This window comes from Streptomyces sp. NPDC002793 (assembly GCF_040295485.1).
Classification (GTDB): Bacteria; Actinomycetota; Actinomycetes; order Streptomycetales; family Streptomycetaceae; genus Streptomyces.
The window spans coordinates 14,337-40,301 of sequence record NZ_JBEOVL010000021.1 but is presented as its reverse complement, the minus strand read 5'-3'; the positions used below and the strand labels follow the sequence as shown (position 1 = coordinate 40,301).

General features: G+C 69.1%; 23 protein-coding genes. 10 read left to right on the top strand and 13 right to left on the bottom strand.

Features of this window, described 5'->3' with window-relative positions; translation table 11 throughout:
- Positions 1-134: 134 nt before the first annotated feature.
- Positions 135-488: an STAS domain-containing protein gene (locus tag ABT001_RS21250; protein ID WP_003967428.1), complete on the bottom strand. Its 354-nt coding sequence runs from the start codon at positions 486-488 to the stop codon at positions 135-137.
- A gap of 79 nt (positions 489-567) precedes the next feature.
- On the opposite strand from ABT001_RS21250, the gene ABT001_RS21245 reads away from it, so the two are divergent.
- A complete protein-coding gene (locus ABT001_RS21245) occupies positions 568-3,054 on the top strand; it encodes a DEAD/DEAH box helicase (protein WP_351279705.1) in 2,487 nt (828 codons plus the stop codon).
- Here the strand turns inward: ABT001_RS21245 and ABT001_RS21240 are convergent.
- The 7 genes from ABT001_RS21240 to ssd form a co-directional block, all read right to left on the bottom strand.
- Positions 2,999-3,370 carry an Rv3654c family TadE-like protein gene (locus ABT001_RS21240; protein ID WP_351279702.1) on the bottom strand — a complete coding sequence of 124 codons (372 nt, stop codon included), beginning with the start codon at positions 3,368-3,370 and terminating at the stop codon, positions 2,999-3,001. The genes ABT001_RS21245 and ABT001_RS21240 overlap by 56 nt on opposite strands.
- A gap of 5 nt (positions 3,371-3,375) precedes the next feature.
- Entirely contained in the window at positions 3,376-3,780 is a 405-nt protein-coding gene (locus ABT001_RS21235) for a TadE family type IV pilus minor pilin (protein WP_351279700.1), read from the bottom strand.
- On the bottom strand, positions 3,767-4,006 hold the full coding sequence (locus ABT001_RS21230; protein WP_502967498.1) for a DUF4244 domain-containing protein: 240 nt from the start codon (positions 4,004-4,006) through the stop codon (positions 3,767-3,769). Before ABT001_RS21230 ends, ABT001_RS21235 begins: the two co-directional genes overlap by 14 nt.
- A 193-nt stretch (positions 4,007-4,199) precedes the next feature.
- Positions 4,200-5,030 carry a type II secretion system F family protein gene (locus ABT001_RS21225; protein ID WP_502967496.1) on the bottom strand — a complete coding sequence of 277 codons (831 nt, stop codon included), beginning with the start codon at positions 5,028-5,030 and terminating at the stop codon, positions 4,200-4,202.
- Entirely contained in the window at positions 5,027-5,896 is an 870-nt protein-coding gene (locus tag ABT001_RS21220; protein ID WP_351279697.1) for a type II secretion system F family protein, read from the bottom strand. The genes ABT001_RS21225 and ABT001_RS21220 overlap by 4 nt, the downstream gene beginning before the upstream one ends.
- Positions 5,893-7,041: a TadA family conjugal transfer-associated ATPase gene (locus ABT001_RS21215; protein ID WP_351279694.1), complete on the bottom strand. Its 1,149-nt coding sequence runs from the start codon at positions 7,039-7,041 to the stop codon at positions 5,893-5,895. The genes ABT001_RS21220 and ABT001_RS21215 overlap by 4 nt, the downstream gene beginning before the upstream one ends.
- Positions 7,038-8,177, bottom strand: a complete 1,140-nt coding sequence (ssd, locus tag ABT001_RS21210) for a septum site-determining protein Ssd (RefSeq protein ID WP_502967495.1) — start codon at positions 8,175-8,177, stop codon at positions 7,038-7,040. Before ssd ends, ABT001_RS21215 begins: the two co-directional genes overlap by 4 nt.
- 498 nt (positions 8,178-8,675) lie before the next feature.
- Between ssd and ABT001_RS21205 the strand changes: the two genes are divergently transcribed.
- The gene (locus ABT001_RS21205) at positions 8,676-9,521 is read left to right on the top strand and encodes an HAD family hydrolase (protein ID WP_351279691.1); all 846 of its coding nucleotides are present in this window, start codon (positions 8,676-8,678) and stop codon (positions 9,519-9,521) included.
- 483 nt (positions 9,522-10,004) lie between these two features.
- Here the strand turns inward: ABT001_RS21205 and ABT001_RS21200 are convergent, their stop codons facing one another.
- A complete protein-coding gene (locus tag ABT001_RS21200; protein WP_351279689.1) occupies positions 10,005-10,829 on the bottom strand; it encodes a Fic family protein in 825 nt (274 codons plus the stop codon).
- A gap of 102 nt (positions 10,830-10,931) precedes the next feature.
- Here ABT001_RS21200 and ABT001_RS21195 point away from each other — a divergent pair, with 102 nt between their 5' ends.
- A complete protein-coding gene (locus tag ABT001_RS21195) occupies positions 10,932-11,927 on the top strand; it encodes an ATP-binding protein (protein WP_351279686.1) in 996 nt (331 codons plus the stop codon).
- 29 nt (positions 11,928-11,956) lie between these two features.
- On the opposite strand, the gene ABT001_RS21190 is transcribed toward ABT001_RS21195, so the two are convergent.
- Positions 11,957-13,276: a polysaccharide deacetylase family protein gene (locus ABT001_RS21190; protein ID WP_351279683.1), complete on the bottom strand. Its 1,320-nt coding sequence runs from the start codon at positions 13,274-13,276 to the stop codon at positions 11,957-11,959.
- A gap of 299 nt (positions 13,277-13,575) precedes the next feature.
- On the opposite strand from ABT001_RS21190, the gene ABT001_RS21185 reads away from it, so the two are divergent.
- The 6 genes from ABT001_RS21185 (at position 13,576) to ABT001_RS21160 (ending at position 21,903) form a co-directional block, all read left to right on the top strand.
- The gene (locus ABT001_RS21185; protein ID WP_351279680.1) at positions 13,576-16,101 is read left to right on the top strand and encodes a SulP family inorganic anion transporter; all 2,526 of its coding nucleotides are present in this window, start codon (positions 13,576-13,578) and stop codon (positions 16,099-16,101) included.
- Between the two features lie 185 nt (positions 16,102-16,286).
- Positions 16,287-18,254: an acetate--CoA ligase gene (gene acs / locus ABT001_RS21180; protein ID WP_351279677.1), complete on the top strand. Its 1,968-nt coding sequence runs from the start codon at positions 16,287-16,289 to the stop codon at positions 18,252-18,254.
- Between the two features lie 392 nt (positions 18,255-18,646).
- Positions 18,647-20,050, top strand: coding sequence for a Na+/H+ antiporter NhaA (gene nhaA / locus ABT001_RS21175; protein ID WP_351279675.1), 1,404 nt, complete (start codon positions 18,647-18,649; stop codon positions 20,048-20,050).
- A gap of 39 nt (positions 20,051-20,089) precedes the next feature.
- A complete protein-coding gene (locus ABT001_RS21170; protein WP_351279673.1) occupies positions 20,090-20,620 on the top strand; it encodes a phage holin family protein in 531 nt (176 codons plus the stop codon).
- A complete protein-coding gene (locus ABT001_RS21165; RefSeq protein WP_351279670.1) occupies positions 20,617-21,594 on the top strand; it encodes an alpha/beta fold hydrolase in 978 nt (325 codons plus the stop codon). Before ABT001_RS21170 ends, ABT001_RS21165 begins: the two co-directional genes overlap by 4 nt.
- A 105-nt stretch (positions 21,595-21,699) precedes the next feature.
- Positions 21,700-21,903, top strand: coding sequence for a hypothetical protein (locus tag ABT001_RS21160; protein ID WP_351279668.1), 204 nt, complete (start codon positions 21,700-21,702; stop codon positions 21,901-21,903).
- Positions 21,904-21,990: 87 nt separating this feature from the next.
- Here the strand turns inward: ABT001_RS21160 and ABT001_RS21155 are convergent, their stop codons facing one another.
- From ABT001_RS21155 to nth, 3 genes are all read right to left on the bottom strand, one after another.
- Positions 21,991-23,196 carry a MarP family serine protease gene (locus ABT001_RS21155; protein ID WP_351279666.1) on the bottom strand — a complete coding sequence of 402 codons (1,206 nt, stop codon included), beginning with the start codon at positions 23,194-23,196 and terminating at the stop codon, positions 21,991-21,993.
- Positions 23,197-23,287: 91 nt separating this feature from the next.
- Positions 23,288-24,025 carry an NUDIX hydrolase gene (locus ABT001_RS21150; protein WP_351279664.1) on the bottom strand — a complete coding sequence of 246 codons (738 nt, stop codon included), beginning with the start codon at positions 24,023-24,025 and terminating at the stop codon, positions 23,288-23,290.
- 106 nt (positions 24,026-24,131) lie between these two features.
- Positions 24,132-24,878, bottom strand: a complete 747-nt coding sequence (nth, locus tag ABT001_RS21145) for an endonuclease III (protein ID WP_351279871.1) — start codon at positions 24,876-24,878, stop codon at positions 24,132-24,134.
- Positions 24,879-25,227: 349 nt separating this feature from the next.
- Between nth and ABT001_RS21140 the strand changes: the two genes are divergently transcribed.
- Positions 25,228-25,902 carry a Crp/Fnr family transcriptional regulator gene (locus tag ABT001_RS21140; RefSeq protein ID WP_014046869.1) on the top strand — a complete coding sequence of 225 codons (675 nt, stop codon included), beginning with the start codon at positions 25,228-25,230 and terminating at the stop codon, positions 25,900-25,902.
- The last annotated feature ends 63 nt before the right edge of the window (positions 25,903-25,965 follow it).

The following is a 25,965-nucleotide window of genomic DNA, read 5'->3' as shown; positions in this document are numbered from 1 at the left end:
CCCCTCCGGGAACCGACGAAGCCGGCAGCCGACCATGAGGTCGACCACCTGCTCGTGGCGGCCTGACTGCTGCCGCCCGCCGGTCTGTCACTGCGTGCCTGCCGACCTTGGAGCTGCCGGCAGGCACCGACGCCTCAGTCGGTGGCCGCGACAGCCTCGTCGACCGTGGTGTGAATGGGAAACACCTTGGTCAGACCTGTGATCCGGAAGATCTTGAGAATGCGCTCCTGGTTGCACACCAGGCGCAGCGAGCCCTCATGGGCCCGGACACGCTTCAAGCCGCCCACGAGCACGCCGAGGCCGGTGGAGTCGAGGAAGTCGACGCCTTCCATGTCGACAACCAGGTGGTAGCTGCCGTCATTCACCAACTCGACCAACTGCTCGCGCAGCTTGGGCGCGGTATACACATCAATCTCGCCACCGACCTCGACGACCGTACGGTCGCCACCAGGGCCGGACACATTGCGAGTCGACAGGGACAGGTCCACGGATCCTCCAGCACCTTGCTATCGAGCGGTCGCCCCTCGGTCTCCCCGACGGAGGCCAGGGGACGGATCGCCAGCCGCGATGGCATTCAATCACTTACCAGCAGCCATGCACGACGCCTTGGGACCATTGTCCGTCATGCCAGTGACACACTCGGTGCCGATGGCCAAGAATCACCGCCCCAGTCGACCACCCGAGAACGCGGGCTCGCGCCCCTCTCCCACGGTGGTTCTCGACCGGCTCGCCGCAGCGGCGGGCCGGGCAGCGCGCATCACTCATACGGAGCACTTGCCCCCGCGCGTGGGAACCCATGCCATCTGGCCGGATCGCATCCGGCCAGAAGTGATCTCGGCGATCGGCCGGGCCGGAATCGACCATCCGTGGACCCATCAGGCCACCGCCGCCGAGCACGCCCTGGACGGCGAGTCCGTCGTGATCGCCACGGGGACGGCGTCCGGCAAGTCACTCGCCTACCTCGCTCCGGTGCTGAGCACCCTTCTCGACGGCTCCCACGCCCCGAACGGCCGCGGTACCACCGCCCTGTACCTGGCTCCCACCAAGGCCCTGGCCGCCGACCAACGCCGCGCGGTGAAGGAACTCGCGGCACCCCTCGGCTCCGCGATCCGGCCGGCGGTCTACGACGGTGACACGCCGGTCGAGGAACGCGAATGGGTGCGCCAGTACGCCAACTACGTCCTGACGAATCCGGACATGCTGCATCGGGGTATCCTCCCGTCCCACCCCCGCTGGGCCTCCTTCCTCCGGTCCCTTCGCTTCGTCGTCATCGACGAGTGCCACACCTACCGGGGCGTCTTCGGCTCCCATGTGGCCCAGGTGCTGCGCCGCCTGCGCCGGCTCTGCACCCGTTACGGATCCGCTCCGGTCTTCCTCCTCGCCTCCGCCACTTCGGCACAGCCCTCGGTCGCGGCGGGCCGCCTCACAGGTCTGACCGTCAGAGAGGTCGCCGACGACGCCTCGCCCCGAGGTGAGATGGTCTTCGCCCTCTGGGAACCTCCACTGACGGAACTGCACGGCGAGAAAGGGGCTCCGGTACGCCGTACGGCGACGGCCGAGACCGCCGACCTCCTGACCGATCTGACCATTCAGGGCGTACGCTCGGTCGCCTTCGTCCGCTCCCGGCGGGGGGCCGAACTGATCTCCCTCATCGCCAAGGAACGGCTGGCCGAGGTGGACCGCTCACTGCCCGGGCGCGTCGCCGCCTACCGCGGCGGCTATCTGCCCGAGGAACGGCGGGCCCTGGAACGAGCGCTGCACTCCGGAGACCTGCTCGGACTGGCCGCCACGACCGCGCTCGAGCTCGGCATCGACGTCTCGGGCCTCGACGCCGTCATCATCGCCGGTTATCCGGGCACCCGTGCCTCTCTCTGGCAGCAGGCCGGCCGCGCGGGACGCTCCGGGCAAGGCGCCCTCGCCATCCTCGTGGCCAGGGACGACCCACTGGACACATTCCTCGTCCATCACCCCGAGGCGCTCTTCCAGCAGCCCGTGGAGTCGACCGTCCTGGACCCGGACAACCCATACGTCCTCGCTCCCCACCTGTGCGCGGCGGCAGCGGAACTCCCCCTCACGGACGACGACATCGCCCTCTTCGGCCCTGCGGTGCCCGACCTGCTGCCACAGCTCGAAGCCTCGAAGCTGCTGCGCAAGCGGGCCACGGGCTGGCACTGGACCCGCCGCGAACGGGCCGCCGATCTCACGGACATCCGCGGCGGTGGTGGCCGCCCGGTCCAGATCGTCGAGGAAGGCACAGGCCGGCTTCTGGGAACGGTCGACGAATCGGCAGCGCACACCGCCGTGCACGAGGGCGCGGTACACCTTCACCAGGGCCGCACATACCTCGTCCGGAGACTGGATCTGGAGGATTCGGTGGCCTTGGTGGAGGAAGCCGTCCCGCCCTACTCGACCAACGCCCGCGACACGACCGCGATCTCCGTACTGGAGACCGACACCGAGATTCCATGGGGTGACGGCCGACTCTGCTTCGGCTCGGTCGAGGTCACGAACCAGGTCGTCTCCTTCCTGCGCCGGAGGCTGATCACCGGAGAGGTCCTGGGCGAGACCAAGCTCGACCTGCCGCCCCGTACCCTGCGCACCCGCGCCGTGTGGTGGACGGTCACCGAGGACCAGCTCGACGGGGCCCGGATCAGCCCGGAGATCCTGGGAGGCGCCCTCCACGCCGCCGAGCACGCCTCCATCGGGATGCTTCCGCTCTTCGCCACCTGCGACCGCTGGGACATCGGCGGTGTCTCCGTACCGCTGCACCCCGACACGCTCCTTCCCACGGTGTTCGTCTACGACGGCCACCCGGGTGGCGCGGGCTTCGCGGAGCGCGCCTTCCACACGGCCCACGCATGGCTCACGGCGACCCGACAGGCCATCGCGTCCTGCGAGTGCGAGGCGGGCTGCCCCTCCTGCATCCAGTCCCCCAAATGCGGCAACGGCAACGAACCACTGCACAAGCGGGGCGCCGTACGCCTCCTGACAGAGCTGCTCAGGACCGCGCCGCCGGACGCGGCGGGGCCTGCGGAGGCCCCGCTCGCGACCTGACCTCGGGCGCGTACGGGCCGAAACGCGCGCGGGCTGTCACGTCGGCGATCTCACCCTGGACCCCGCAACGCACGACCTCCGCTCCTTGGGCCGCTGCGACCCGACGTGCCGCATCGCACGCCGCCTCAGCGCCCCGCAACGCCCGGTCGGCTGCGGCAAGCGCCGCCAGATCCGCCGCGCCGCCGGCCTGATGACGGGCGGAGACGGCCTGCCCGAGGGCGAGCAGCATCGCGAACATCGCGCAGAGAGTGGCCGCCGAGAACGCCATCCAGACGGTGGCCAGCCCTCGGTCCCCGGCCTTGGGGCCATCTCTCATCGTCCTCAAAGCTCTGTCCCCACCGTGTCCTCGGCCAGCGCGACCGCCTCGGCACTCAGCGTCAGGCCCAGCGACCCGGGTCCGGGTGTCGGTGCCTCCACCCGGACCCGCCACAATTCCCCGGCCCGCTCCACGGCGACCCGAGCTCTGCCCGGCGCCGCTTCCCGCGCCGCGGACCGTACGGCCGCCTCCGGCTCGGACCGGGCAGCGGCCCGCGCCCCGGCTCGTGCCGCGTCCACGCAGCGGATCTGGTCCGACGCGGCCACGAGCGCCCAGACGAGGGCGAGGACGAAAGCGACCAGCACGGGAATGACCATGGCCGCCTCCGCCGTCACCGCTCCCCTGTCGCCGCCGAGGCCTCCGCACCGGTCGCGGCCGCGGCCCCTCCGCGGCGTCTCAGAAACTCGCATCGAGGGCGCCCTTGATCAGCGACTGCATCGCAGACTGAACAGCCCCGCTGGTGACCACCTTGTAGAGCACCGCCGCGAAGGCGCAGGCGGCGATGGTCCCGACTGCGTACTCGGACGTCGTCATCCCCCGGTCCGACGCGATCCCCCGGTCCGACGCGCGGCGCCGGGCGCCCCTGCCGAACCTGCACTCCCTCGCACGAAGCAGCGCACTCAGGAACTGCTGCATGACTTTCCTGCCCATCTCGACCCCCACGTTCGAACTCATGTTGTTCTGTTCGGCATTTCGATTCAGTGCTTCGACCCACGACGCGGATCAGTGCTCAGGACACGGCGCGGCCCGGACTCCGGGCGGGAGCACGCCGGCCCCTCGTCCTGGTCTGTTTCTCGGAACCGTGATCCGGAAGAGTGCGGTTCCCCGCTCAGCCGACGGACACCAGGCCGACCGCCAGCCCGATCACCACCGGTGCCACACCCACCGTCAGGAAGGCGGGCAGGAAACAGAGCCCCACCGGTGCGGTGATCAGCACACCCGCTCGCTGGGCACGTGCCACCGCCGCGCTCGTCCGTTCGGCACGCATCTCATCGGCCAGCCTGGAAACCGGCTCCGCCGCAGGTGCCCCCGTCGTCGCGGCCCGCTCCAGACAGCGGGCCAGGGGCGCGGCTCCCGGTATCTCCCCGAACCGGCCCCAGGCCTGGGACGGTTCGCCACCGAGCGAGATCTCGGCCGCGGTACGGGCCAGCCGCTCGCCGACCGGGCCGCCGATGGACTCCCCGACCGCTTCGGCCGCGTCACGCGGTCCGGCGCCAGCCGAGAGACAGGACGCCAGCAGGTCGGCTGCCATGGGCAGCTGTCGGGCGATCAGAGCAGCCTCGGCCTCCGTGCCGACGGCGCCACGGTCTCCCGCCGAGTGCTGCAGCTGCCACCGCCGCAGCCCGTAGGCAGACGCGAGACCGACCCCACATCCGACGGGTCCACCGAGAAGGCTCCAGCCGGCCGCCCAGACGGCCAGAAACATCGCCCACCGTCGTGCACGACTGCTGTCCGGCACCCGCCCGTCCATCCATTTCGGCTGTGGCCGGCTCGCGCAGGACCCGGTCAGCAGCCGGCCCCGTCTGCGTACGGCCCGCTCGTCGCGCCGACCGGACAGCACGAGGGTGAGATAAGCGGCTGTGCCCAGCGCCACCCCGAGCGCACCGAGCGCCGCCGAGTCCGCCCACAGTGGTCCTCCCGCACCGAGCGCACCGCTCACGCCGCCTCCACCGCACGCACGATCCGCGATGCCCAGAACAGCCCCGCGGACTCCAGCAGGCAGCCCGTCACCAGGCAGGCGAGTCCGCCCGGACTGTGCAGCAGAACTCGCAACGGATCCGCCCCGAGTGCCGCTCCCAGCGCAAGACCCACCACCGGCAGCAAGGCCAGGACCACCACGGTCGACCACGCGCCCGTCAGCTGTGCCCGCAGTTCCTCCCGTCGTCGTCTCTCGCCCCGCAGCGCGCACTCCAGACGGGCCAGTCCTGCCGCGAGACCGGCACCGCCGTTCACCGCGACCCGCCAACACGCGGCCATACCGGCGAGCCCGTCGAGGCCGGGCCCTTCCGAAGCCTGCCGCAGCGCACCCGGCACATCGCCACCGAACCGCGCGGCGGCCAGGACCGCGGACTCCGCGGCACCCAGGGCACCGGTGTTCCGGGCGGCGGCGAGCAGAGCCTGTCCGGGTTCACGCCCGGCCCGTAGCTCGCCGACCACTGCCCCGCACAGCCCCGTCACCGCTTGAGCTGCCTTCTCACACTCGCTCCGCCGAGCTCGCCGGCCCAGCCAGCGCCTCACGAGAGGCACCGCCACGGCGCCCGCGAGCAGAGGAAGTACTGATTCCCCCAGTACGGCGAGAAGGGCCGCCACAGGGGCACACAGCCATTCCCGTCGCCCTTCGAGAAACGTGCGGGCCGTGGCCCGTGCGGCCGGCCCCCACCTCACCTCACGCCGTCGGGCCGGCGACAACCGGGCCCGACGTGCCCCCGGGTCCCGCGCCAGGGCCACACCACCTGCCACGCCGGCGCAGCCCGCCATCACCCACGCGGGCACATGCATCAGGGCGTCAGAGCCGGGCGCCGTCATGACACCTCCCCGATCAGCGCCTCGAGCCGCCCCCAGCCCCGCTGCGGCTCGAACCCCGCGGCGCCCCAGCGCAGCGCGGGCACAGTCACTACCAGCCCTGCGGAATCCCGCTCGAGCACATGCACCTCGGCCAGACGCCGCTGTCCTCCTCGATCTCGTACGAGGTGGACGACCACGGACAGTGCGGCTGCCAACTGGCTGTGCAGAGCGGCCCGATCGAGACCCGCGGCTGTTCCGAGAGCCTCCAGACGCGCCGGAACATGCTCGGCCGCATTGGCGTGCACAGTGCCGCACCCGCCTTCGTGGCCGGTGTTGAGAGCCGCCAGGAGTTCTGTCACCTCGGCGCCGCGGACCTCTCCCACCACCAGCCGGTCAGGGCGCATACGCAACGCCTGGCGTACCAGGTCCCGAAGAGTCACCCGTCCCGCGCCTTCCTGATTGGCCGGGCGTGATTCCAGACGCACCACATGCGGGTGATCAGGGCGTAGTTCAGCCGAGTCCTCGGCCAGCACGATGCGCTCCCCCTCACCGACCGCTCCCAGCAGACTCGACAGGAGAGTCGTCTTCCCCGCACCCGTTCCCCCGCTGATCAGATACGAGACCCTGGCCTCCACCAACGCTCTCAACAGCCGGTCGCCTCCGGGCGGCACCGTCCCCGCCGCCACGAGCTCCGCGAGTGCGAAGGCCCTCGGCCGCACCACCCGCAGCGAGAGGCAGGTCGATCCGACCGACACCGGCGGCAGCACCGCATGCATGCGCGTGCCGTCCGGCAGCCGGGCGTCCACCCACGGCCGGGCGTCGTCCAGCCGTCGCCCCGCCACTGCTGCGAGCCTCTGAGCCAGCCGCCGGACGGCCGCCGCATCCGGGAAGACGACCCCGGTCAGCTCGAGACCACCGCCTCGGTCCACCCACACCCTGTCGGGAGCGGACACCAGCACATCGGTCACCGCCGGGTCGGCCAGCAGCCTCTCCAGGACTCCTGTACCGACGAGTTCGCCCCTCAGCTCCTCGGCCGCACCGAGCACTTCCGCGTCACCGAGCAAACGGCCCTGCTCCCTCAGGGCGGCGGCCACCCCTGCTGGAGTGGGCGCCGCACCGCTGCGGGCGAGTCGCTGGCGTACGGCGTCGAGCAGGGTCTCGGTCATGACGCCTCTCCCTCGTGGGACCGCCCCGGCACGCCCTCGACGCGGCTCGGCACATCAGCCAGATCCCAGAAGGCCGTGCAGAAGCGGGCCAGGGCGCCGCGGCTGTTCCCGCCCGGAGGCACCCCGCAGTCCTGGGCCGAAGCCAGCCCGGGCTCCGCGGGCAGATCACCGACGAGCGGCAAGCCCAGCGCCTGCGCCACCCACTGTTCGTCGAGACCTGCCGTGTAAGGGCCCCGGGCAACGACCCGAAGGTCCTCCAGGACCATGCCGGCCACGGACGCCACTCGCTGCGCTGCCGCGACCGCTCGCAGCTCCCCGGGCACGACCAACAGCCCGACATCCAGCTGCGCCAGCGCCTCGGCCACGCCTTCGTCGACCCGCCGCGGCAGATCAACGACAACCACTCCACCGAGCCGGCGCGCCGCTGCGAGCACCGACCGCATGGCCTGCGGCGGAACGATCACCGCATCGTCGCGACTCCAGCTGAGCACACGAAGGCCGTGCAACGCGGGCAGGGACTCCTCCAGCGCACCTCCGCCCAACCTCCCCTTCGAACGGGCGAAATCCGGCCACCGCAAGCCCTCGCATTCCTCACCACCGAGCAGCACGTCGATCCCGCCGCCCAGAGGATCGCCGTCGATGAGCATGGTCCGGCGGCCCGACCTCGCCGCTGTCACAGCAAGCGCGCAGGCCAGCGTGGATGCGCCGGAGCCGCCGCGTCCCCCCATCACTCCCACGGTCAGCGCGGATCGGCCCACACCCTCCACAGCATTGGCGATCTGGTCGACCAGCCAGCCTTCGGAATCGGGGAGTCTCAGCACGTATTCGGCCCCGATCTCGACCGCGCGACGCCATACGTCGGGGTCGTCCTGGTCCCGTCCGACGAGCATGACACCTGGTCTGCGGGTCACTCCTCGGCACCCACGCGCCGCGTCGTCGCCCACCAGAACCATCGGAGCCCGCTCCCACGCGCTCCTCTCTCCCGGAGGTCCGTGACGGACCTCGGGCACCACCCCCGCCGCCGCGCAGAGCCGGAGCAGATCGTCCAGCAGACCCGCGTCCTCGGTCACGATCAGAGGTCCGCCGCGCCGCCGGTCGGTACCGGACGGACCCCCGTCCACGAAAGATCCAGCCACGATCTTCGCCCCCTCGTCGTCCCTTCGTACGGTTTCGCGACGGTCTCCCCACACTTCAGAGATGCGCGATTCCGGAACCCGCGGACTTCGCGGGCGGAATCAACATGCAACGACCCGGAAAAAGATGTGGATCTTGCTCAAAAACTGTGGACAACCCCAACGCTGTGAATATCCCGGTAGCTCGTACAGGGGACTTTCGGAGCGCAGCCCTTCCCCTACACACAGTGACGATGCATGATCGAGTGAAGCCCCGCGAGGAGGGGGAACGGCGGCAGCAGAAGGGGGCGAAGCCCGCGAATCACCGACTTCAAATGTGTCCGGACATGCGACGACCCCCGCCGGGGGGGAGAGCGGGGGTCGTCCCCAGGGCCGACTCAGGGGGGGGAGGAGCCGGACCGGGTTAGCACGGTCGCGAACGATCCGTGACTTCCATGGTGTACCCGAGCACCTTCTCAGGCAAACCCACCCGCCGGATTTTACGCCGAATGGCGGGCCCCTATGCTCACGTTTGTGGAAAACTGCTTCTCACCGCGCACAGCAGCCTTCTTTGACCTGGACAAGACGGTCATTGCGAAGTCATCGACACTGACCTTCAGCAAGTCCTTCTACCAGGGCGGGCTGATCAACCGCCGAGCGGTACTGCGCACCGCGTACACACAGTTCGTGTTCCTTGCCGGGGGCGCCGATCACGACCAGATGGAGCGGATGCGGGAATACCTCTCGGCCCTCTGCAAGGGGTGGAACGTCCAGCAGGTCAAGGACCTCGTGGCCGAAACCCTGCACGATCTCATCGACCCGATCATCTACGACGAGGCCGCCACTCTCATCGAGGAGCACCACACCGCCGGACGCGACGTGGTCATCGTCTCGACCTCAGGCGCTGAAGTCGTCGAACCGATCGGGGAGCTGCTCGGTGCCGACCGGGTCGTAGCGACTCGTATGGTCGTGGGGGATGACGGCTGCTTCACCGGCGAGATCGAGTACTACGCCTACGGGCCGACCAAAGCCGAGGCAATCAAAGCCCTCGCCGAGTCGGAGGGCTACGACCTCTCACGCTGTTACGCGTACAGCGACTCCGCGACCGACGTGCCGATGCTGGAGTCCGTCGGCTACCCGCACGCCGTCAACCCTGACCGGGCACTGCGGCGCGAGGCCATCCTCCGGGAATGGCCGATTCTCGTCTTCGATCGCCCCGTCCGGCTCAAGCAGCGTCTCCCCGCGTTCTCACTTCCGCCACGACCGGCACTCGTGGCCGCAGCCGCGCTGGGCGCAGCCGCCGTAACAGCTGGGCTGGTCTGGTACGTCAACCGCCGCCGCGCCGCCTCACCCTCACCCTCCGCCTGACAGCACCCGATCGGCGACCGTCGGCAGACATGACGCCGCGCGTGCGGCACCGACCCTCCGGTGGCATGCCCACCGAAATGTCCGACCCGACCATATTTGAAAAGAAAAGTAAAGAAGTGCGGTCAGGCCTTCCACTCCCCCGCGTCCAGGAGTACAAAGGACTCAACGGCCCGCGAGACCAGGGACATCCGAGAGGATGACCTTTTCACGCACAGAAGGCCCCACGGACCGAAGCACGAAAGCCGAGCACCCACGCGACGTCGACCCGTCGATTACGGGCCAGCCGCACCAGGCAACGGGCAAAGAACCCGACCTGATGGGCACATATCGAGGACGCTTGGTAACTGGGCGGACGTGTCAGCGGCGGTATCGGAATCGATGCCGCCGCACCCCTGTCTTGGTGGTCGCCCGACGAGCACGGCGCATCTCCGCGACAACCGGCCGGCCGCGTCATCGACCTCCGGCCCCGACAAGCCGACACAGCTAGGCGGCCCCGCGCTGCAGCGCCTCGCACACAGCCGTGGATTCCCTGACACCGAGTCCCACCGAGCGCCCGCAGTGGGCGATCCAGGCAGCCATACCTTCGGGCCTTCCCGACAGGTACCCCTCGAAGGCCGCCACATAGGCCGCGCGCCCCTGCTCCGCATGGCCGACTTCGGCAGGACAGATCGACTTGGGGTCGAGCCCGCTGCCGATCAGCACGATCCGCTCCGCGGTTCGGGCGACCAGGCCGTTGTGCGTACCGAAGGGGCGCAACGCAAGCAACTCACCGTGCACCACCGAGGCCGTGACCAGCGCGGGTGCCGAACCTCCGGCAATGATCAGTCGCGAGAGCCCTTCGAGCCTCCCCGCCACCTCATCGGCGCCCGGGACCGGCGCATCGATCAACGGCTCGTCGACCGGCTCGCCCGCCAGCCTGGGCCTGCCGACCGCGTCCTCGTGAGCAGCGCCGCCCGCCGCCACCAGATGCAGCCGTGCCAGAACACGGAGCGGTGACTGCCTCCAGATGGAGAGCAACTGGCCCGCCTCCGCCGTCAGCCTCAAGGCCGCACCGATGACGCGGGCCTCGCTCTCAGCACTGAAGTCCGTGCGTCGGCGAACCTCTTCGAGATTCCAGTCGGCACCCGAGAGCGCCGCGGAACCGCGAGCTCCGCGCAGGGCCGCTTCCGCGGTGACCTCGTTACTGCGGCGCCGCATCACCCGGTGCCCGTAGACCCGGTCCACCGCTTTGCGCACGGAGTCCACCGCGTCGGCGACCCCTGGCAGTTCCCCTAGGGCGGCAAGCGGGTCCGAGGAAGTCGTACTCATAAGTAGCGAGGCTACGCGCCCCCGATGCGAATACAGGCCGGGAGTGGTCTTCTTCACGAAGCTCGACAGCAGTGGGCGACGACACCGCTACCCTAGGTGAACATGAAGATCGCTTTCGTAGGGAAGGGCGGCAGCGGCAAGACCACGCTGTCTTCGCTCTTCATCCGCCATCTCGCTGCCAATGAAGCCCATGTCGTCGCGGTGGACGCCGACATCAACCAACACCTCGGGACCGCCCTCGGCCTGGACGAGGACGAGGCCGCCGCCCTGCCCGCCATGGGCGCCCAACTGCCTCTCATCAAGAACTACCTCCGCGGGAGCAACCCCCGCATCACCTCCACCGCAACCATGATCAAAACGACGCCCCCCGGGGAGGGGTCCCGGCTTCTGCGCGTCCGCGAGGACAATCCGGTGTACGACGCCTGTGCTCGCACGGTCCGTCTCGACGACGGTGAGATCCGGCTGATGGCCACGGGTCCGTTCACCGAGTCCGACCTCGGCGTCGCCTGCTACCACTCCAAGGTCGGCGCGGTCGAGCTCTGCCTGAACCACCTGGTCGACGGTCCGGACGAGTACGTGGTGGTCGACATGACGGCGGGGTCGGATTCGTTCGCGTCGGGAATGTTCACGCGGTTCGACATGACCTTCCTGGTGGCCGAGCCGACCCGGAAGGGTGTTTCGGTCTACCGCCAGTACAAGGAGTACGCCGGAGATTTCGGCATCGCCCTGAAGGTGGTGGGCAACAAGGTGCGGGGCGAGGACGACCTCGACTTCCTGCGTGCCGAGGTCGGCGACGACCTGCTGGTCGGCGTAGGTCTGTCCGACTGGGTCCGGACCATGGAGAAGGGCCGGCCGGCCGCGTTCGAGCTGCTCGAGGCGGACAACCGGATGGCACTGCAGGCGCTGCAGAACGCCGCGGAGGATTCGTACGAGCTACGTGACTGGGAGCGCTACACGCGGCAGATGGTGCACTTCCACCTGAAGAACGCGGAGAGCTGGGGCAACGAGAAGACGGGGGCCGACCTGGCTGCCCAGGTGGACCCCGCCTTCATCCTGCATGAGCACCGCGCGGAGACCGACGCCACCCAGCCTGCCTGAACCGGACGGAGCGGCGCCTGGACCGACTCCTAGCTCCTGCTCCCGTCGGCTCCCTTGCCTGCCGGCTGATCCGCCGGTCTGGCAGGCACGGGACTGCCGGCAGGCTTGCCCGGGACCTTCCCCGCGAGGAAGGCGGCCCAGCCGGGTCGGGGCTTCTGCCCCACCTTCAGGGTCCCGAGCTTGGCGAGTGTTGCCGGGTCCTGAACGTCCAGCCAGTCGGCGAGCTGCCGGAAGGAAACGCACTGCACATCCTGCTGGGTGCAGACCGTCTTGATCGTCTCCTCGACCGCGCGCATGTAGGTACCACCGTTCCAGGACTCGAAGTGGTTCCCGATGATCAGCGGAGCACGGTTCCCGTTGTAGGCGCGGTCGAACGCCTGGAGCAGACCGTCCCGCATCTGGTTGCCCCAGTACTCGTGCTTGTCCGGGTCACCCTGTGTCGTCGTACCGGACTGGTTGAACATGAAGTTGTAATCCATCGAGAGCGTCTCGAACGCGCGGCCCGGCACGGGGACCAGTTGCAGGGGAAGATCCCAGATCCCGTCCTTCTTCGCGGGCCAGACCTGATTGCCGACCCCGCTGGAGTCATAGCGGAATCCCATGGTCCGCGCGGCTGCGACCATGTTCTTCTGACCCTCCAGGCATGGGGTCCGAGCGCCGATCAGCTCCTTGTCGTAGTCGAAGGGGAGGGGCGCTTCACCTTTGAGGGCCGGGGCGTTGGTCTTCCAGTTCTTCACGAACGCCTTCGCCTGACCGATCTCGCTCTTCCACTCCTCGACCGACCAGGTCCCGACTCCCCCGTCCGGCCCACAGAAGTGTCCGTTGAAGTGGGTGCCGATCTCGTTGCCCTCCAGCCACGCGGCACGTAGTTCCGTCAGTGTCCGGCGAATTCCCTCGGCGTCGTTGAACCCGATGTCGGAGCGGCCCGCCGAATGCTGAGGGGGGGCGTAGAGCTCCTTCTTCGCCTCGGGCAGGAGGTACACGCCGCTGAGGAAGTACGTCATCCTGGCGTCGTACTTCTTCGCGACCGCACGGAAGTGCGAGAACAGCTTCTGGCTGTCCTCGCCCGCGCCGTCCCACGAGAACACCACGAACTGCGGGGGCTTCTGTCCGGGCTTGAGTCGCTTGACCGCAGGGAGTTCCGGCTGGGCTCCTGTGAACGCGGTGGAACCGTCCCCGATGAGCTGGACCGCCCCCTTCGGCGCAGCCGCCGGTGAGTTCTCTCCCGTGGCGGGGGCCGACTTCTTCCCCCCGGGCGCAGGGCCGGGGGTTCCCGAGCAGGCAGCCAGGCCGGCGACCAGAGTCGTGGCCACGGCCCCCAGTGCGATCCGCTTCGTGACGGCCATCATCCGTCCACCCTCTTCCTTGCAGAATTCATGCGTTGAAGTGCCGAAACGGCGCGGCCAACCTCACACGCAGCTCTGCCGGAACCAGTACGACAAGCCGGATGAAAAGATGCTTATTCACTTGAAAGAGTGATCAACTGAGCTATCTGCTCGAAAGCATGGACACCCTTCTTTACCCTCCATTACTATTCGTTTACGGAGAGTTTAGAAATCCCGCCGCTTCACCCCACCGCTGCACGCCGTGATCCACGGCCGCCGTCACTCACTTACCGCGACCGCGCTGCCCCGGAGGAGACGGGAATATGTCTGCCTGCGCCCCTACTCGTAAAGACCACACATCCCGCAGTTCGCGTGCTTCCCGCGCCTGGGGATTCAAGCGTCCACACAGCCCGCCGTCACCGCCCCGCCGCGGACGTTTCCGTGTCTCGGGTGCGGATGTGTCCGCATCGATCACTGTCTTCCTGATCGCCGTTCCCATGTCGCTCGGCCTCGCCGTCGCCATGGACGCCCCACTCGCCGCCGGCCTGGTCTCGGCCGCGATCGGCGGCATCGTCGCCGGACTCCTGGGCGGCACACCCCTCCAGGTCAGCGGCCCGTCCGCCGGACTGACGGTGGTCACAGCCGAGTTGATCCAGATCTACGGCTGGCGCACCACGTGCGCGATCACCGTCGGGGCGGGGCTCCTGCAGATTCTGCTCGGTTCGCTGAGAGCCGCCCGCAGTGCCCTCGCCGTCAGCCCGGCCATCGTGCATGGCACGCTCGCGGGTATCGGTGTGGCCATCGCTCTCGCCCAACTGCATATCGTGCTGGGCGGGACACCCCGGAGTTCAGCCCTCGACAACGCCCTCTCGCTTCCTGCCCACTTGGCCGGGTTCGAGCCGGCCGCCCCACTCATCGGGGGCCTGACGATCCTCCTTCTCGTCGCGTGGCCACGCCTGCCCGGACGGATCGGGTCATCGCTGCGCAAAATCCCTGCCGCACTCGCCGCCGTGGTCATCGCCACGGCTGTGGCCTCTGCGGCAACCCCCGGGATCGCCCGGGTGAACCTTCCGTCATGGCGCTCGCACGCGCTGCCCGAACTGCCCCAGGGCCCGGTCGCGGCACTGGCAACGGCCGTGTTCACCGTGATGCTGGTGGCCAGCCTCGAATCCCTTCTGGCGGCGGTGTCCGTGGACAAGCTGGCCGCAGAGCGGTCAGCAGGATCTCCTGGAGACGGGGCGGCACCGCCCGTGTACGTCAAACGGTCCGACCTCGACCGGGAGTTGCGTGCTCAAGGTGTCGCCAATGCGGTGTCAGGACTCGCCGGCGGCCTTCCCGTGTCCGGCGGCGCCGTCCGCAGTTCGGCCAATGTGCGGGCGGGCGCAACGAGCCGCGCCTCCACCGTGCTGCACGGCGTCTGGGTGCTACTGGCAGCCGCTCTGCTGGTCACAGCTCTCGAGTTGATCCCTCTGGCCGCACTCGCCGCCCTGGTCATGGTGGTCGGCATCCAGATGGTCAGCTTTGCCCACATCCGCAAGGTCCACAAACACCGGGAGTTCCTGGTGTACGGCGCAACGATCAGTGGCGTGCTTCTGGCCGGAGTGCTCGAAGGTGTGGCGATCGGCATCGTCGTGGCCGTGGGCGTCGCCCTGCACCGGTTGGCCCGCACGAGGATCACCGTGACGGAACAGGATGGCCGATATCTGGTAACCGCTCGCGGCCAGCTGACCTTCCTCGCCGTTCCCCGGCTCAGCCGCTTGCTCGGAAGGCTTCCGCAAGGAGTGGACGCCGTGGTCGAGCTGGACGGCTTCTTCATGGACCACGCGGCGTACGAAACACTCCAGGACTGGTACGCGGCGCAGACCGCACTGGGTGGCCGAATCGAGTTCACCGGGCGCTCCGGCGGCCGGATCGCCGAACCCGCGTCGGCTGCCCACTCCTGCTGCCGTCCGTGGACCCCGTGGCGTAATCATCATTGCCACGACCGCTCTCAGGACGCCGCATTCACCGCCCCTGCCCCCGCCCCTGCCTCGGACACCATCTCGGCGGCTGCCCCTTCCACTGTCCCGAAGGGGACCGCGGGCCAACGGCACGGCACCCATCGGCTCCTCAGCGGCCTCAGCTCGTTCCAGCGCACCACCGCTCCGCTGGTACGCGAAGAGCTGGCCCGGCTGGCAGCCGAGGGGCAACGGCCGTCGCAGCTGTTCCTCACCTGCGCCGACTCCCGCCTTGTCACCAGCATGATCACTGCCAGCGGCCCGGGCGACCTCTTCACCGTTCGGAATGTCGGCAATCTGGTGCCGCCGTCCGGCTCCGGGGTCTCCGAGGGCCCCACGGGCAACGACGACTCCGTGGCTGCCGCCATCGAGTACGCGGTGGACGTGCTCGAGGTCGAGTCCATCACCATCTGCGGCCACTCCGGGTGCGGCGCCATGCAGGCCTTGTTGGGGGCCGGATCGGAGACGCCCCGGACGCCTCTGTGGCGTTGGCTGCGGCACGGGCTGCCGAGTCTGGAGCGCATGCGGTCCCGTCACCATTCCTGGGCGCGCATCGCCGGCCGACTGCCCACCGATGCGGTCGAGCAGCTCTGTCTGACCAATGTGGTCCAGCAGTTGGAGCACCTGCGCGCGCACGAGTCGGTGGCCCGGCGCCTGGCGGAAGGCACCCTGCAACTGCACGGCATGTACTTCCATGTCGGCGAGGCACAGGCCTATCTGCTGACCGAGGGCGCCAGTTCCGGGACCGGGCCCGACGAGGTCTTCGTCCGTGTCGCCCCTGGCGGCGCATGGGGGGCGGAGCCCAGCGCTGAAGCCCTGCACACCACCCCGGGCGCCACGGTCGACGCCTGAACCACTCGCACACCCGGTCCGTGAGACCTTGTGGTCCCGCTTTCGTATCCGGCAACGCTGCTTGCGAGAGCGGGACGTGTGACTCCCAACACGAGACACAGGTCTAAACCAATTTCCGGTAGACACTTGTCACCTGGCCCGCAGCCTGATGAGCTGTCCCCCGGGACACAACGGACACCCTGGGAATGGGAGATGTCGTGAGTAACGAAAGCCTGGCCAATCTGCTCAAGGAGGAGCGGCGGTTCACACCGCCTGCCGATCTGGCTGCGAACGCCAACGTGACAGCGGAGGCGTACGAGCAGGCCGAGGCGGACAGGCTGGGCTTCTGGGCCGAGCAGGCCCGCCGCCTGACCTGGGCCACGCAGCCGACCGAGACGCTCGACTGGAGCAACCCACCCTTCGCGAAGTGGTTCGCGGACGGCAAGCTCAACGTCGCGTACAACTGTGTGGACCGCCACGTCGAAGCGGGCAACGGCGACCGGGTGGCGATCCACTTCGAGGGTGAGCCCGGCGACAGCCGCGCGATCACCTACGCGGAGTTGAAGGACGAGGTCTCCCGCGCGGCCAACGCACTCACCGAGCTCGGCGTCGGCAAGGGCGACCGGGTCGCCGTCTACCTGCCGATGATCCCCGAGGCAGCCGTGGCGATGCTGGCCTGCGCCCGCATCGGCGCAGCGCATTCGGTGGTCTTCGGCGGCTTCTCCGCGGATGCCATCGCCGCCCGCATCCAGGACGCCGACGCCAAGGTCGTCATCACCGCCGACGGCGGCTACCGTCGCGGCAAGCCCTCGGCACTCAAGCCCGCCGTGGACGATGCCGTCTCCCGCATCGACAGCGTCGAACACGTCCTGGTGGTCCGCCGCACCGGTCAGGACACCGCGTGGTCCGAAGGCCGGGACGTCTGGTGGCACGAGATCACCGGTCGGCAGTCGGCCGAGCACACGCCCGAGGCGTTCGACGCGGAGCAGCCGCTCTTCATTCTCTACACCTCGGGCACCACGGGTAAGCCGAAGGGCATCCTGCACACGTCCGGGGGATACCTGACCCAGACGGCGTACACCCACCACGCGGTCTTCGACCTCAAGCCCGAGACGGACGTGTACTGGTGCACCGCCGACATCGGCTGGGTCACCGGGCACTCGTACATCGTCTACGGCCCGCTGGCCAACGGCGCGACCCAGGTCATGTACGAAGGCACGCCCGACACGCCCCACCAGGGACGCTTCTGGGAGATCGTCCAGAAGTACGGGGTCACGATCCTCTACACCGCGCCGACGGCGATCCGTACGTTCATGAAGTGGGGGGACGACATCCCCGCCAAGTTCGATCTGTCGTCGCTGCGCGTCCTCGGTTCGGTCGGTGAGCCGATCAACCCCGAGGCTTGGATGTGGTACCGCAAGCACATCGGTGCCGACAACTGCCCGGTCGTCGACACCTGGTGGCAGACCGAGACCGGCGCCATGATGATCTCGCCGCTTCCCGGGGTCACGGCGGCCAAGCCCGGTTCGGCCCAACGGGCGCTGCCCGGCATCTCCGCCACCGTCGTCGACGACGAGGCCCACGAGGTGCCGAACGGCGGGGGTGGCTATCTCGTCCTCACCGAGCCGTGGCCGTCGATGCTCCGCACCATCTGGGGAGACGACCAGCGTTTCATCGACACCTACTGGTCGCGTTTCGAAGGCAAGTACTTCGCAGGCGACGGTGCCAAGAAGGACGAGGACGGCGACATCTGGCTGCTCGGCCGGGTCGACGACGTCATGCTCGTGTCCGGGCACAACATCTCGACCACCGAGGTCGAGTCGGCCCTCGTGTCGCACCCCTCGGTCGCCGAGGCCGCCGTGGTCGGCGCCAACGACGAGACGACCGGCCAGGCGATCGTCGCCTTCGTGATCCTCCGCGGCACGGCCACCGCCTCCGAGGAGCTGGTCGCCGAGCTGCGCAACCACGTCGGCACCACGCTCGGGCCGATCGCCAAGCCCAAGCGGGTTCTCCCCGTGGCAGAGCTGCCCAAGACCCGCTCCGGGAAGATCATGCGCCGTCTGCTCCGTGACGTCGCCGAGAACCGCGAGCTGGGCGACGTCACGACGCTGACCGATTCCTCGGTCATGGCCCTCATCCAGACGCAGCTCCCCGCCGCGTCCTCCGAGGACTAGGACGGACCAGGGCTGACGAGGACGGACCAGGTCCGGCCACCGTCACGACACAGCCTCGAAGGGGCATCCGGCACACCACCGGGTGCCTCTCCTGGCGTCCGGAGAGGAAGACTCCTCCTGCCGTGCGGGCGCTGAAGGCCACAGGCATGCCCACGAGCGCCGCGGGCCGGATCCGGATAGCGTTCCGATACCCCCAGGTAGAGTGGCTGTCACGTCAACGGCACACACGAGAAGCAGCACGCGAGAAGCAGCACGACAGCAGGTCGCCGCAGGCGCGAGCAGCCGTCGTCGACAACCACATATGACATCTCCACAGGGGCGCCGGGAAGTCTGGTCGGCATGTGAATCCGCCATGCCACCACTGTCGTGAACCGACCCGGAGGTCTCCCCCCGTGGCCACGCCCGCACCCCCGTCCGACCGACGCAGCACCCTCTTCGGCCGGCTGTCCCTGCCCGAGCGGAATTACGTCGCCGAAGCCCTCCGTACCGAGACGGTCGGTGGCATCATCCTGCTGGTCGCGGCCGTAGCCGCGCTGATATGGGCGAACACCTTCGGCTCGAGTTATGCGGCCGTGAGCCACTTCCACTTCGGCCCCGGCGCCCTGGGGCTGGATCTCTCGGTGGCCCACTGGGCAGCCGACGGACTGCTCGCTGTCTTCTTCTTCGTCGCAGGCGTCGAACTCAAGCGTGAACTCGTCGCCGGGGAGCTCCGTGACCCAAGGGCCGCAGCCCTGCCCGTCGCCGCGGCGCTCTGCGGCATGGCCGTCCCCGCCATCGTCTACATGCTGACCGTCGTGCTCGGCGGCGGGTCCGCTGCCGGCTGGGCGGTCCCCACCGCCACCGACATCGCGTTCGCACTCGCCGTCCTCGCGGTCATCGGCACGTCGCTGCCCTCGGCGCTACGCGCCTTCCTGCTGACGCTCGCCGTCGTCGACGACCTCTTCGCCATCCTCATCATCGCGGTCTTCTTCACCGAGAACATCGACTTCCTGGCGCTCGGAGGCGCCTTCGCCGGGCTGGCCGTGTTCTACGTGCTGCTGCGCACAGAAGTACGGGGTTGGTACATCTACCTTCCCCTCGCCCTTGTCATCTGGGGGCTGATGTACAACAGCGGCGTCCACGCCACCATCGCCGGTGTCGCCATGGGCCTCATGCTCCGCTGCACCAGGCGTGAGGGCGAAGAGCACTCCCCCGGCGAGCACATCGAGCACCTGGTACGTCCGCTGTCGGCCGGCGTCGCGGTTCCTCTGTTCGCTCTCTTCTCGGCCGGCGTCACCCTCAAGGGCGATGCCCTGGCCGACGTCTTCACCCGGCCCGAAACGCTCGGCGTGGTGCTCGGTCTCGTCCTCGGTAAGACCGTCGGTATCTTCGGCGGTACCTGGCTCGTCACCCGCTTCACCAAGGCCGAGCTGAACAAGGACCTCGCCTGGGCAGATGTCTTCGCGGTGGCCACGCTGGCAGGCATCGGTTTCACCGTTTCGCTGCTCATCGGGGAGCTCGCCTTCACCGGCGACGAGGCCATGATCAACGAAGTCAAGGCCGCGGTCCTCGTCGGTTCCCTGATTGCGGCCGTACTCTCCGGTGTACTGCTCAGACTGCGGGTACGCAGATACAGGGCGCTGTACGAAGCCGAGGAACTCGACGCCGACGAATCCGGGATACCGGACGTCTACGAAGAGGGCGACCCGGAGTTCCATCTTCGGATGGCCGCGCTCCACGAGAAGAAGGCTGCCGAGCACCGTCGCCTTGCCGAACAGGCGGGGGCAACGAGCAGCAAGCCGGACAGTCCGGCATGATCTGACATCGGATGTACGGAAGAGGAAAGGGAGTCAGGGATGAGCGACCCCGGCAACTACGCGGGCAGCACCGACCGTAGTCTCGGACAGCTGTTCGCTTCGGCGACCGCCGAGATGTCCGCGTTGGTGCACGACGAAATCGCCCTGGCCAAGGCCGAGGTGCGTCAGGACGTCAAGCGCGGCGTGATCGGCAGCGTGGCCTTCATCGTCACAGGCGTGCTGATCCTGTTCGCGATCCCCGTGCTGAGCTTCGCCGCCGCCTACGGGATCCACAATCTGGGGCTCGGACTCGCCTGGTCGTTCCTGATCGTCGGCGGTGCCTTCATCCTGCTGGGGATCCTGCTCGCCCTCTTCGGACTCGCGAAGTTCAAGAAGGTCAAGCCGCCGGAGAAGTCCATCGCCTCGGCCAAGCAGACCGCGGCGGTCCTGCAGGGCGTCAAGCCGCACCCGCGCCCCGCCGTCGGCGCGCGTGCGATCGAGCAGGCGCAGGGCAGCACACTCGCGGACAAGGCGATCGAGAACCGTCCGGTCCAGGACAAGGCGGTCTCTGTGACACGCTCGTCCACATGACCGACCCCGATTTCATTGCGTCCGCCCCGGTGGAACCCATGGGAGCGGCTGCCGGTTCCGGCAGCCCTGTACGCCTCGACGGGCCATGGACCCACCGTGATGTGGCGGCCAACGGCGCGCGCTTCCATATCGCCGAGCTCGGCGACGGGCCGCTGGTGCTGCTGCTGCACGGTTTCCCGCAGTTCTGGTGGACCTGGCGCCATCAGCTGACGGCCCTGGCCGACGCCGGGTACCGCGCGGTCGCGATGGACCTCCGCGGGGTCGGCGGGAGCGACCGTACGCCCCGGGGTTACGACCCCGCGAACCTGGCACTGGACGTCACCGGTGTGATCCGCTCGCTCGGTGAGCCGGACGCGGCCCTCGTGGGACACGACATGGGCGGCTATCTCGCCTGGACGGCAGCGGTGATGCGGCCGAAGCTCGTCCGGCGACTCGTGGTCTCCTCGATGCCGCATCCGCGTCGTTGGCGTTCCTCGATGCTCTCGGATCCCGCACAGTCCCGGGCCGGGTCGCACATCTGGGGCTTCCAGCGCCCGTGGGTCCCGGAGCGTCAGCTCGTGGCGGACGACGCGGCGTTGGTCGCCCGGATGATCCGTGACTGGTCGGGGCCGCGCACCTCCGACTTCCCCGACGACCGGACCATGGACGTCTACCGGCGCGCGATGTGTATCCCCTCGACGGCACACTGCTCGATCGAGCCGTACCGCTGGATGGTGCGCTCCCTCGCCCGTCCGGACGGCGTCCAGTTCAACCGGCGGATGAAACGGCCGGTACGTGTACCGACCCTGCACCTCCACGGCTCACTCGACCCGGCCATCCGGACGAGGAGTTCAGCGGGTTCCGGCGAGTATGTCGAGGCGCCCTACCGGTGGCGACTTTTCGACGGTCTGGGGCACTTCCCCCACGAGGAGGATCCGATCGGCTTCTCGACCGAACTCATCAACTGGCTCAAGGACCCTGAGCCCGACCGGTAGCCGCCGCGCACAGGTGTCCGACGAACAGCCAATTGCCTGGCGCATAAGCCAATTGGCTGACTCGCGCACGATTACCGACCTTGGGTCACGGGCAGACGTCGGGGTATGGGCTGGACGCGCGACTCCAACGACGCAGCACGCAACCGCCGCTCGACCGCTCCTGCCGGTCCGAGCATTCATGAGGGGGGCGGCTCCCCGAGCCGGGTGCACGATGTGAGCGATTTCCATGATCTCCGGCTGGGCATCCCGCGCATTCTCCACCGCCGGGCCCGCTGGGTCTCGGCGCGGCTGCGCCACCCCCGTGGATGACGCGGGGGCCGTCGCACAGCACGCCGTACCGACCGCCCGGCCCTAGCCGGGCTCAGGACCCGCCCGGCCCTAGCCGGGCCCACGACCTCAGAGCGCGCAGCCCTGGCTGTCGACCTGCTGGTCCGTGGACCTGCCGAGCTCGATGTCCTCGCGGATCTCGTCGGCCGTCAGCGCGTAACCCGTCTCCGGGTCGTCGAGCGACTTGGCGAACACCACTCCGTACACCTTGCCGTCCGGAGTGAGGAGCGGACCGCCGGAGTTACCCTGCCGGACGGTCGCGAAGAGCGAGTACACATCGCGCCGCACGGTGCCCCGGTGGTAGATGTCCGGGCCGTTGGCGTCGATACGGCCCCGGATGCGGGCGGAGCGTACGTCGTAGGCGCCGTTCTCCGGGAAGCCGGCCACGATGGCGCTGTCACCGCTCTCCGCGTCCTTGGCCGTGTCGGTGAAGCGCAGCGGCTCGGCCTCCAGGTCGGGTACGTCCAGGACGGCGATGTCCCGCCGCCAGTCGTAGAGGACGACCTTGGCGTCGTACAGCCGGCCCTCGCCGCCGATCTGGACGGTCGGCTCGTCGACGCCGCCGACCACGTGGGCGTTGGTCATCACACGGCCGTCGGAGAAGACGAAGCCGGTTCCTTCGAGGACCTTGCCGCAGCCCGGGGCCATGCCGACGACCTTGACGATGGACTTCTTGGCACGTGCGGCGACGGGGCTTCCGGCCAGTGCCGGATCCGGGGGTTCGACATCGGTGATGGGCTCGTTGGCGAAGGGGCTGAAGACCTGCGGGAAGCCGTTCTGCGCGAGGACGGAGGAGAAGTCCGCGAACCAGTTGGATGCCTGATCGGGCATCACCCGTGAGACCCCCAGCAGGACCGAGGAGCTACGGACCTCCTTGCCCAGGGTCGGCAGGGACGTACCTGCCAGCGCGGAGCCGATCAGCCAGGCCACCAGGAGCATGGCCACCACGTTGACCAGGGAACCGCCCGTGGCGTCCAGAGCGCGCGCCGGCGACCACGTGATGTACCGGCGGAGTCTGCTGCCGAGGTGAGTGGTGAACGCCTGGCCCACGGAGGCGCACACGATCACGATCACGACCGCGACGATGGCGGCTGTCGAGGAGACTTCCGATCCGTCGGTCGCCTGGTCCCAGATGACCGGCAGGAGGTAGACGGCGATGAGGCCGCCGCCCAGGAAGCCGATCACGGACAGGATGCCGACGACGAAACCCTGGCGGTAGCCGATGACGGCGAACCACACGGCGCCGACGAGCAGCAGGATGTCCAGCACGTTCACCGTCTATAGCCTCGCAGATTCGTCACCTGGCCCGTCCGGTTCGACGGGGTCCGGGCCAGACCCGGAACAGCGCAGCACGGGAGTCAGCCTGTCATGCGCGCCAGTCGAGCGGCACCTGCTTGGTCCTGTCCCAGGGGCGTTCCCACCCTGCGTAGTGCACAATCCTGTCGATCACGCCGGCTGTGAATCCCCACACCAGTGCGGATTCCACCAGGAATGCCGGGCCTGTGTGGCCGCTCGGATGAACCGCGGTCACACGGTTGGCCGGATCCGTGAGATCCGCCACGGGGGCGGTGAACACCCGGGCCGTCTCGGCCGGATCGACGACGCCCACCGGGCTGGGTGTCCTCCACCAGCCGAGCACGGGCGTGACGACGAAGTGGCTCACCGGGATGTAGAGCCGCGGCAGCACACCGAAGATCTGGACGCCGCCCGGATCGAGTCCCGTCTCCTCCTCGGCCTCCCGCAACGCGGCCCTGAGGGGCCCGGTGGTCGCGTGGTCACCGTCCTCGGGATCGAGCGAGCCTCCGGGGAAGGAGGGCTGGCCGGCGTGGGAGCGCAGGGTGCCGGAGCGCTCCATGAGGAGAAGCTCCGGACCGCGCTCGCCCTCACCGAAGAGAACCAGCACGGCGGACTGGCGCCCGGCACCACTTTCCGGAGGCAGGAACCGGCTCAGCTGCTGAGCTCGCACGGTCCGCGCCGCCCGGGCCACGGGCTGGAGCCAGTCGGGCAGCCCGGTGGTGGAGACGGTGGTCGCGCTGTCGTGGGGCGCTCCCGTCCCGGTGGTGGCCGCTTCGGCTGCGGCCCTTGTGCTCTGTGCGTGCGTCATCGGCACCCCCGTCGTTCCAACGCGTGTCGTCGGCCATTTCGTTCCGCACGGGCCCGGCCGCCCGCAGCCCACGGAAGCGCCGGCCCGCCGCCCGCAGGACGGCCGCTCACCCGGCTCCCAGCGGCGGGGCGGGGCTGCCCGGATAGTCCGGAGGCGGGCTGAGGCGCTGGCCCGGGTAGCCGCCCATCTCGTACTTGAGGAGCTTCTTCGCCTTCTCGGGATCCGTCTCCCCCTCGCCGTAGGAGGGGCAGAGCGCGGCGATCGGGCACGCGCCGCAGGCCGGCTTGCGGGAATGGCAGATACGGCGGCCGTGGAAGACCACCCGGTGCGAGAGCATCGTCCACTCGCTCTTCGGGAAGATCGCGGCGATCTCCGCCTCGACCTTCTCCGGATCCTCCTGCTCGGTCCATTTCCAGCGGCGGACCAGGCGGCCGAAGTGGGTGTCCACCGTGATTCCGGGAACACCGAACGCGTTGCCGAGGACGACGTTGGCCGTCTTGCGGCCGACGCCGGGCAGCTTCACCAGATCCGCCAGCCGGCCGGGGACCTCCCCGCCGAAGTCGTCCCTCAGGGCGGCCGACAGGCCCATGAGGGACCGCGCCTTGGCCCGGAAGAAGCCGGTCGGCCGGATGATCTCCTCCAGCTTCTCGGGAACGGCGGCGGCCATGTCCTCGGGCGTCGGATAGGCGGCGAAGAGCGCCGGGGTGGTCTGGTTGACCCTCAGGTCGGTGGTCTGGGCGGAGAGAACCGTGGCCACCAGGAGCTCGAAGGGATTACGGAAGTCCAGCTCGGGATGGGCGTACGGATAGACCTCGGCGAGCTCGCGGTTGATCCGGCGGGCGCGGCGGACCATCGCCAGACGCGACTCCGGCTTCGCGGCCCCGCCCGGAACCCCTCCCACGGGGGGCTTTGCGGCCTTTTTCTTACTTCGTACGGGCTGTTCGCCCACAGCGGAATCCCTGTCTCCCGACACCCCATCAGCCCTCTCGACCTGCACTCCCACCGGCGTTCCGGACACTCGGCCAGCCTAGAGCCAGGGGCTGACATCCACCCCGGTCACCGCGCATCCACGCCCGATCGGCCCCCTGCCGTAGGGTCCGGCACGCCCGTACGTCAAACTGGTTTGTGATCGATCGCACTGTTTTACCGTCCGGCATCATGGAAACCACGCTTCCCTGAACAGGCCGACAAGGAGAGAACTCGTGGACGACGTTCTGCGGCGCGCCCCGCTTTTCGCGGCGCTCGATGACGAGCAGGCCGCGGAGCTCCGCGCCTCGATGAGTGAAGTGACCCTCGCACGCGGCGACGCGCTGTTCCACGAGGGCGACCCGGGCGACCGCCTGTACGTGGTCACCGAGGGCAAGGTGAAGCTCCACCGCACCTCCCCCGACGGGCGGGAGAACATGCTGGCCGTCCTCGGCCCCGGCGAGCTGATCGGGGAGCTGTCGCTCTTCGACCCGGGCCCGCGCACGGCGACCGCGACCGCGCTCACCGAGGTCAAGCTCCTCGGCCTCGGGCACGGAGACCTCCAGCCCTGGCTGAACGCCCGGCCCGAGGTCGCCACGGCCCTGCTGCGCGCCGTCGCCCGCCGCCTGCGCAAGACCAACGACCAGATGTCGGACCTGGTCTTCTCCGACGTACCGGGACGCGTCGCCCGTGCGCTCCTGGACCTGTCGCGCCGCTTCGGTGTGCAGTCCGAGGAGGGCATCCACGTCGTGCACGACCTGACGCAGGAGGAGCTGGCACAGCTGGTCGGCGCCTCCCGCGAGACGGTCAACAAGGCACTCGCGGACTTCGCGGGCCGCGGCTGGCTGCGGCTCGAAGCACGTGCCGTGATCCTGCTGGACGTGGAGCGGCTGGCCAAGCGCTCCCGCTGAGGCCCGCCGACACCGCCGACACGCTCGCCGAAAGGGCCCCACCGCGCGGTGGGGCCCTTCGCG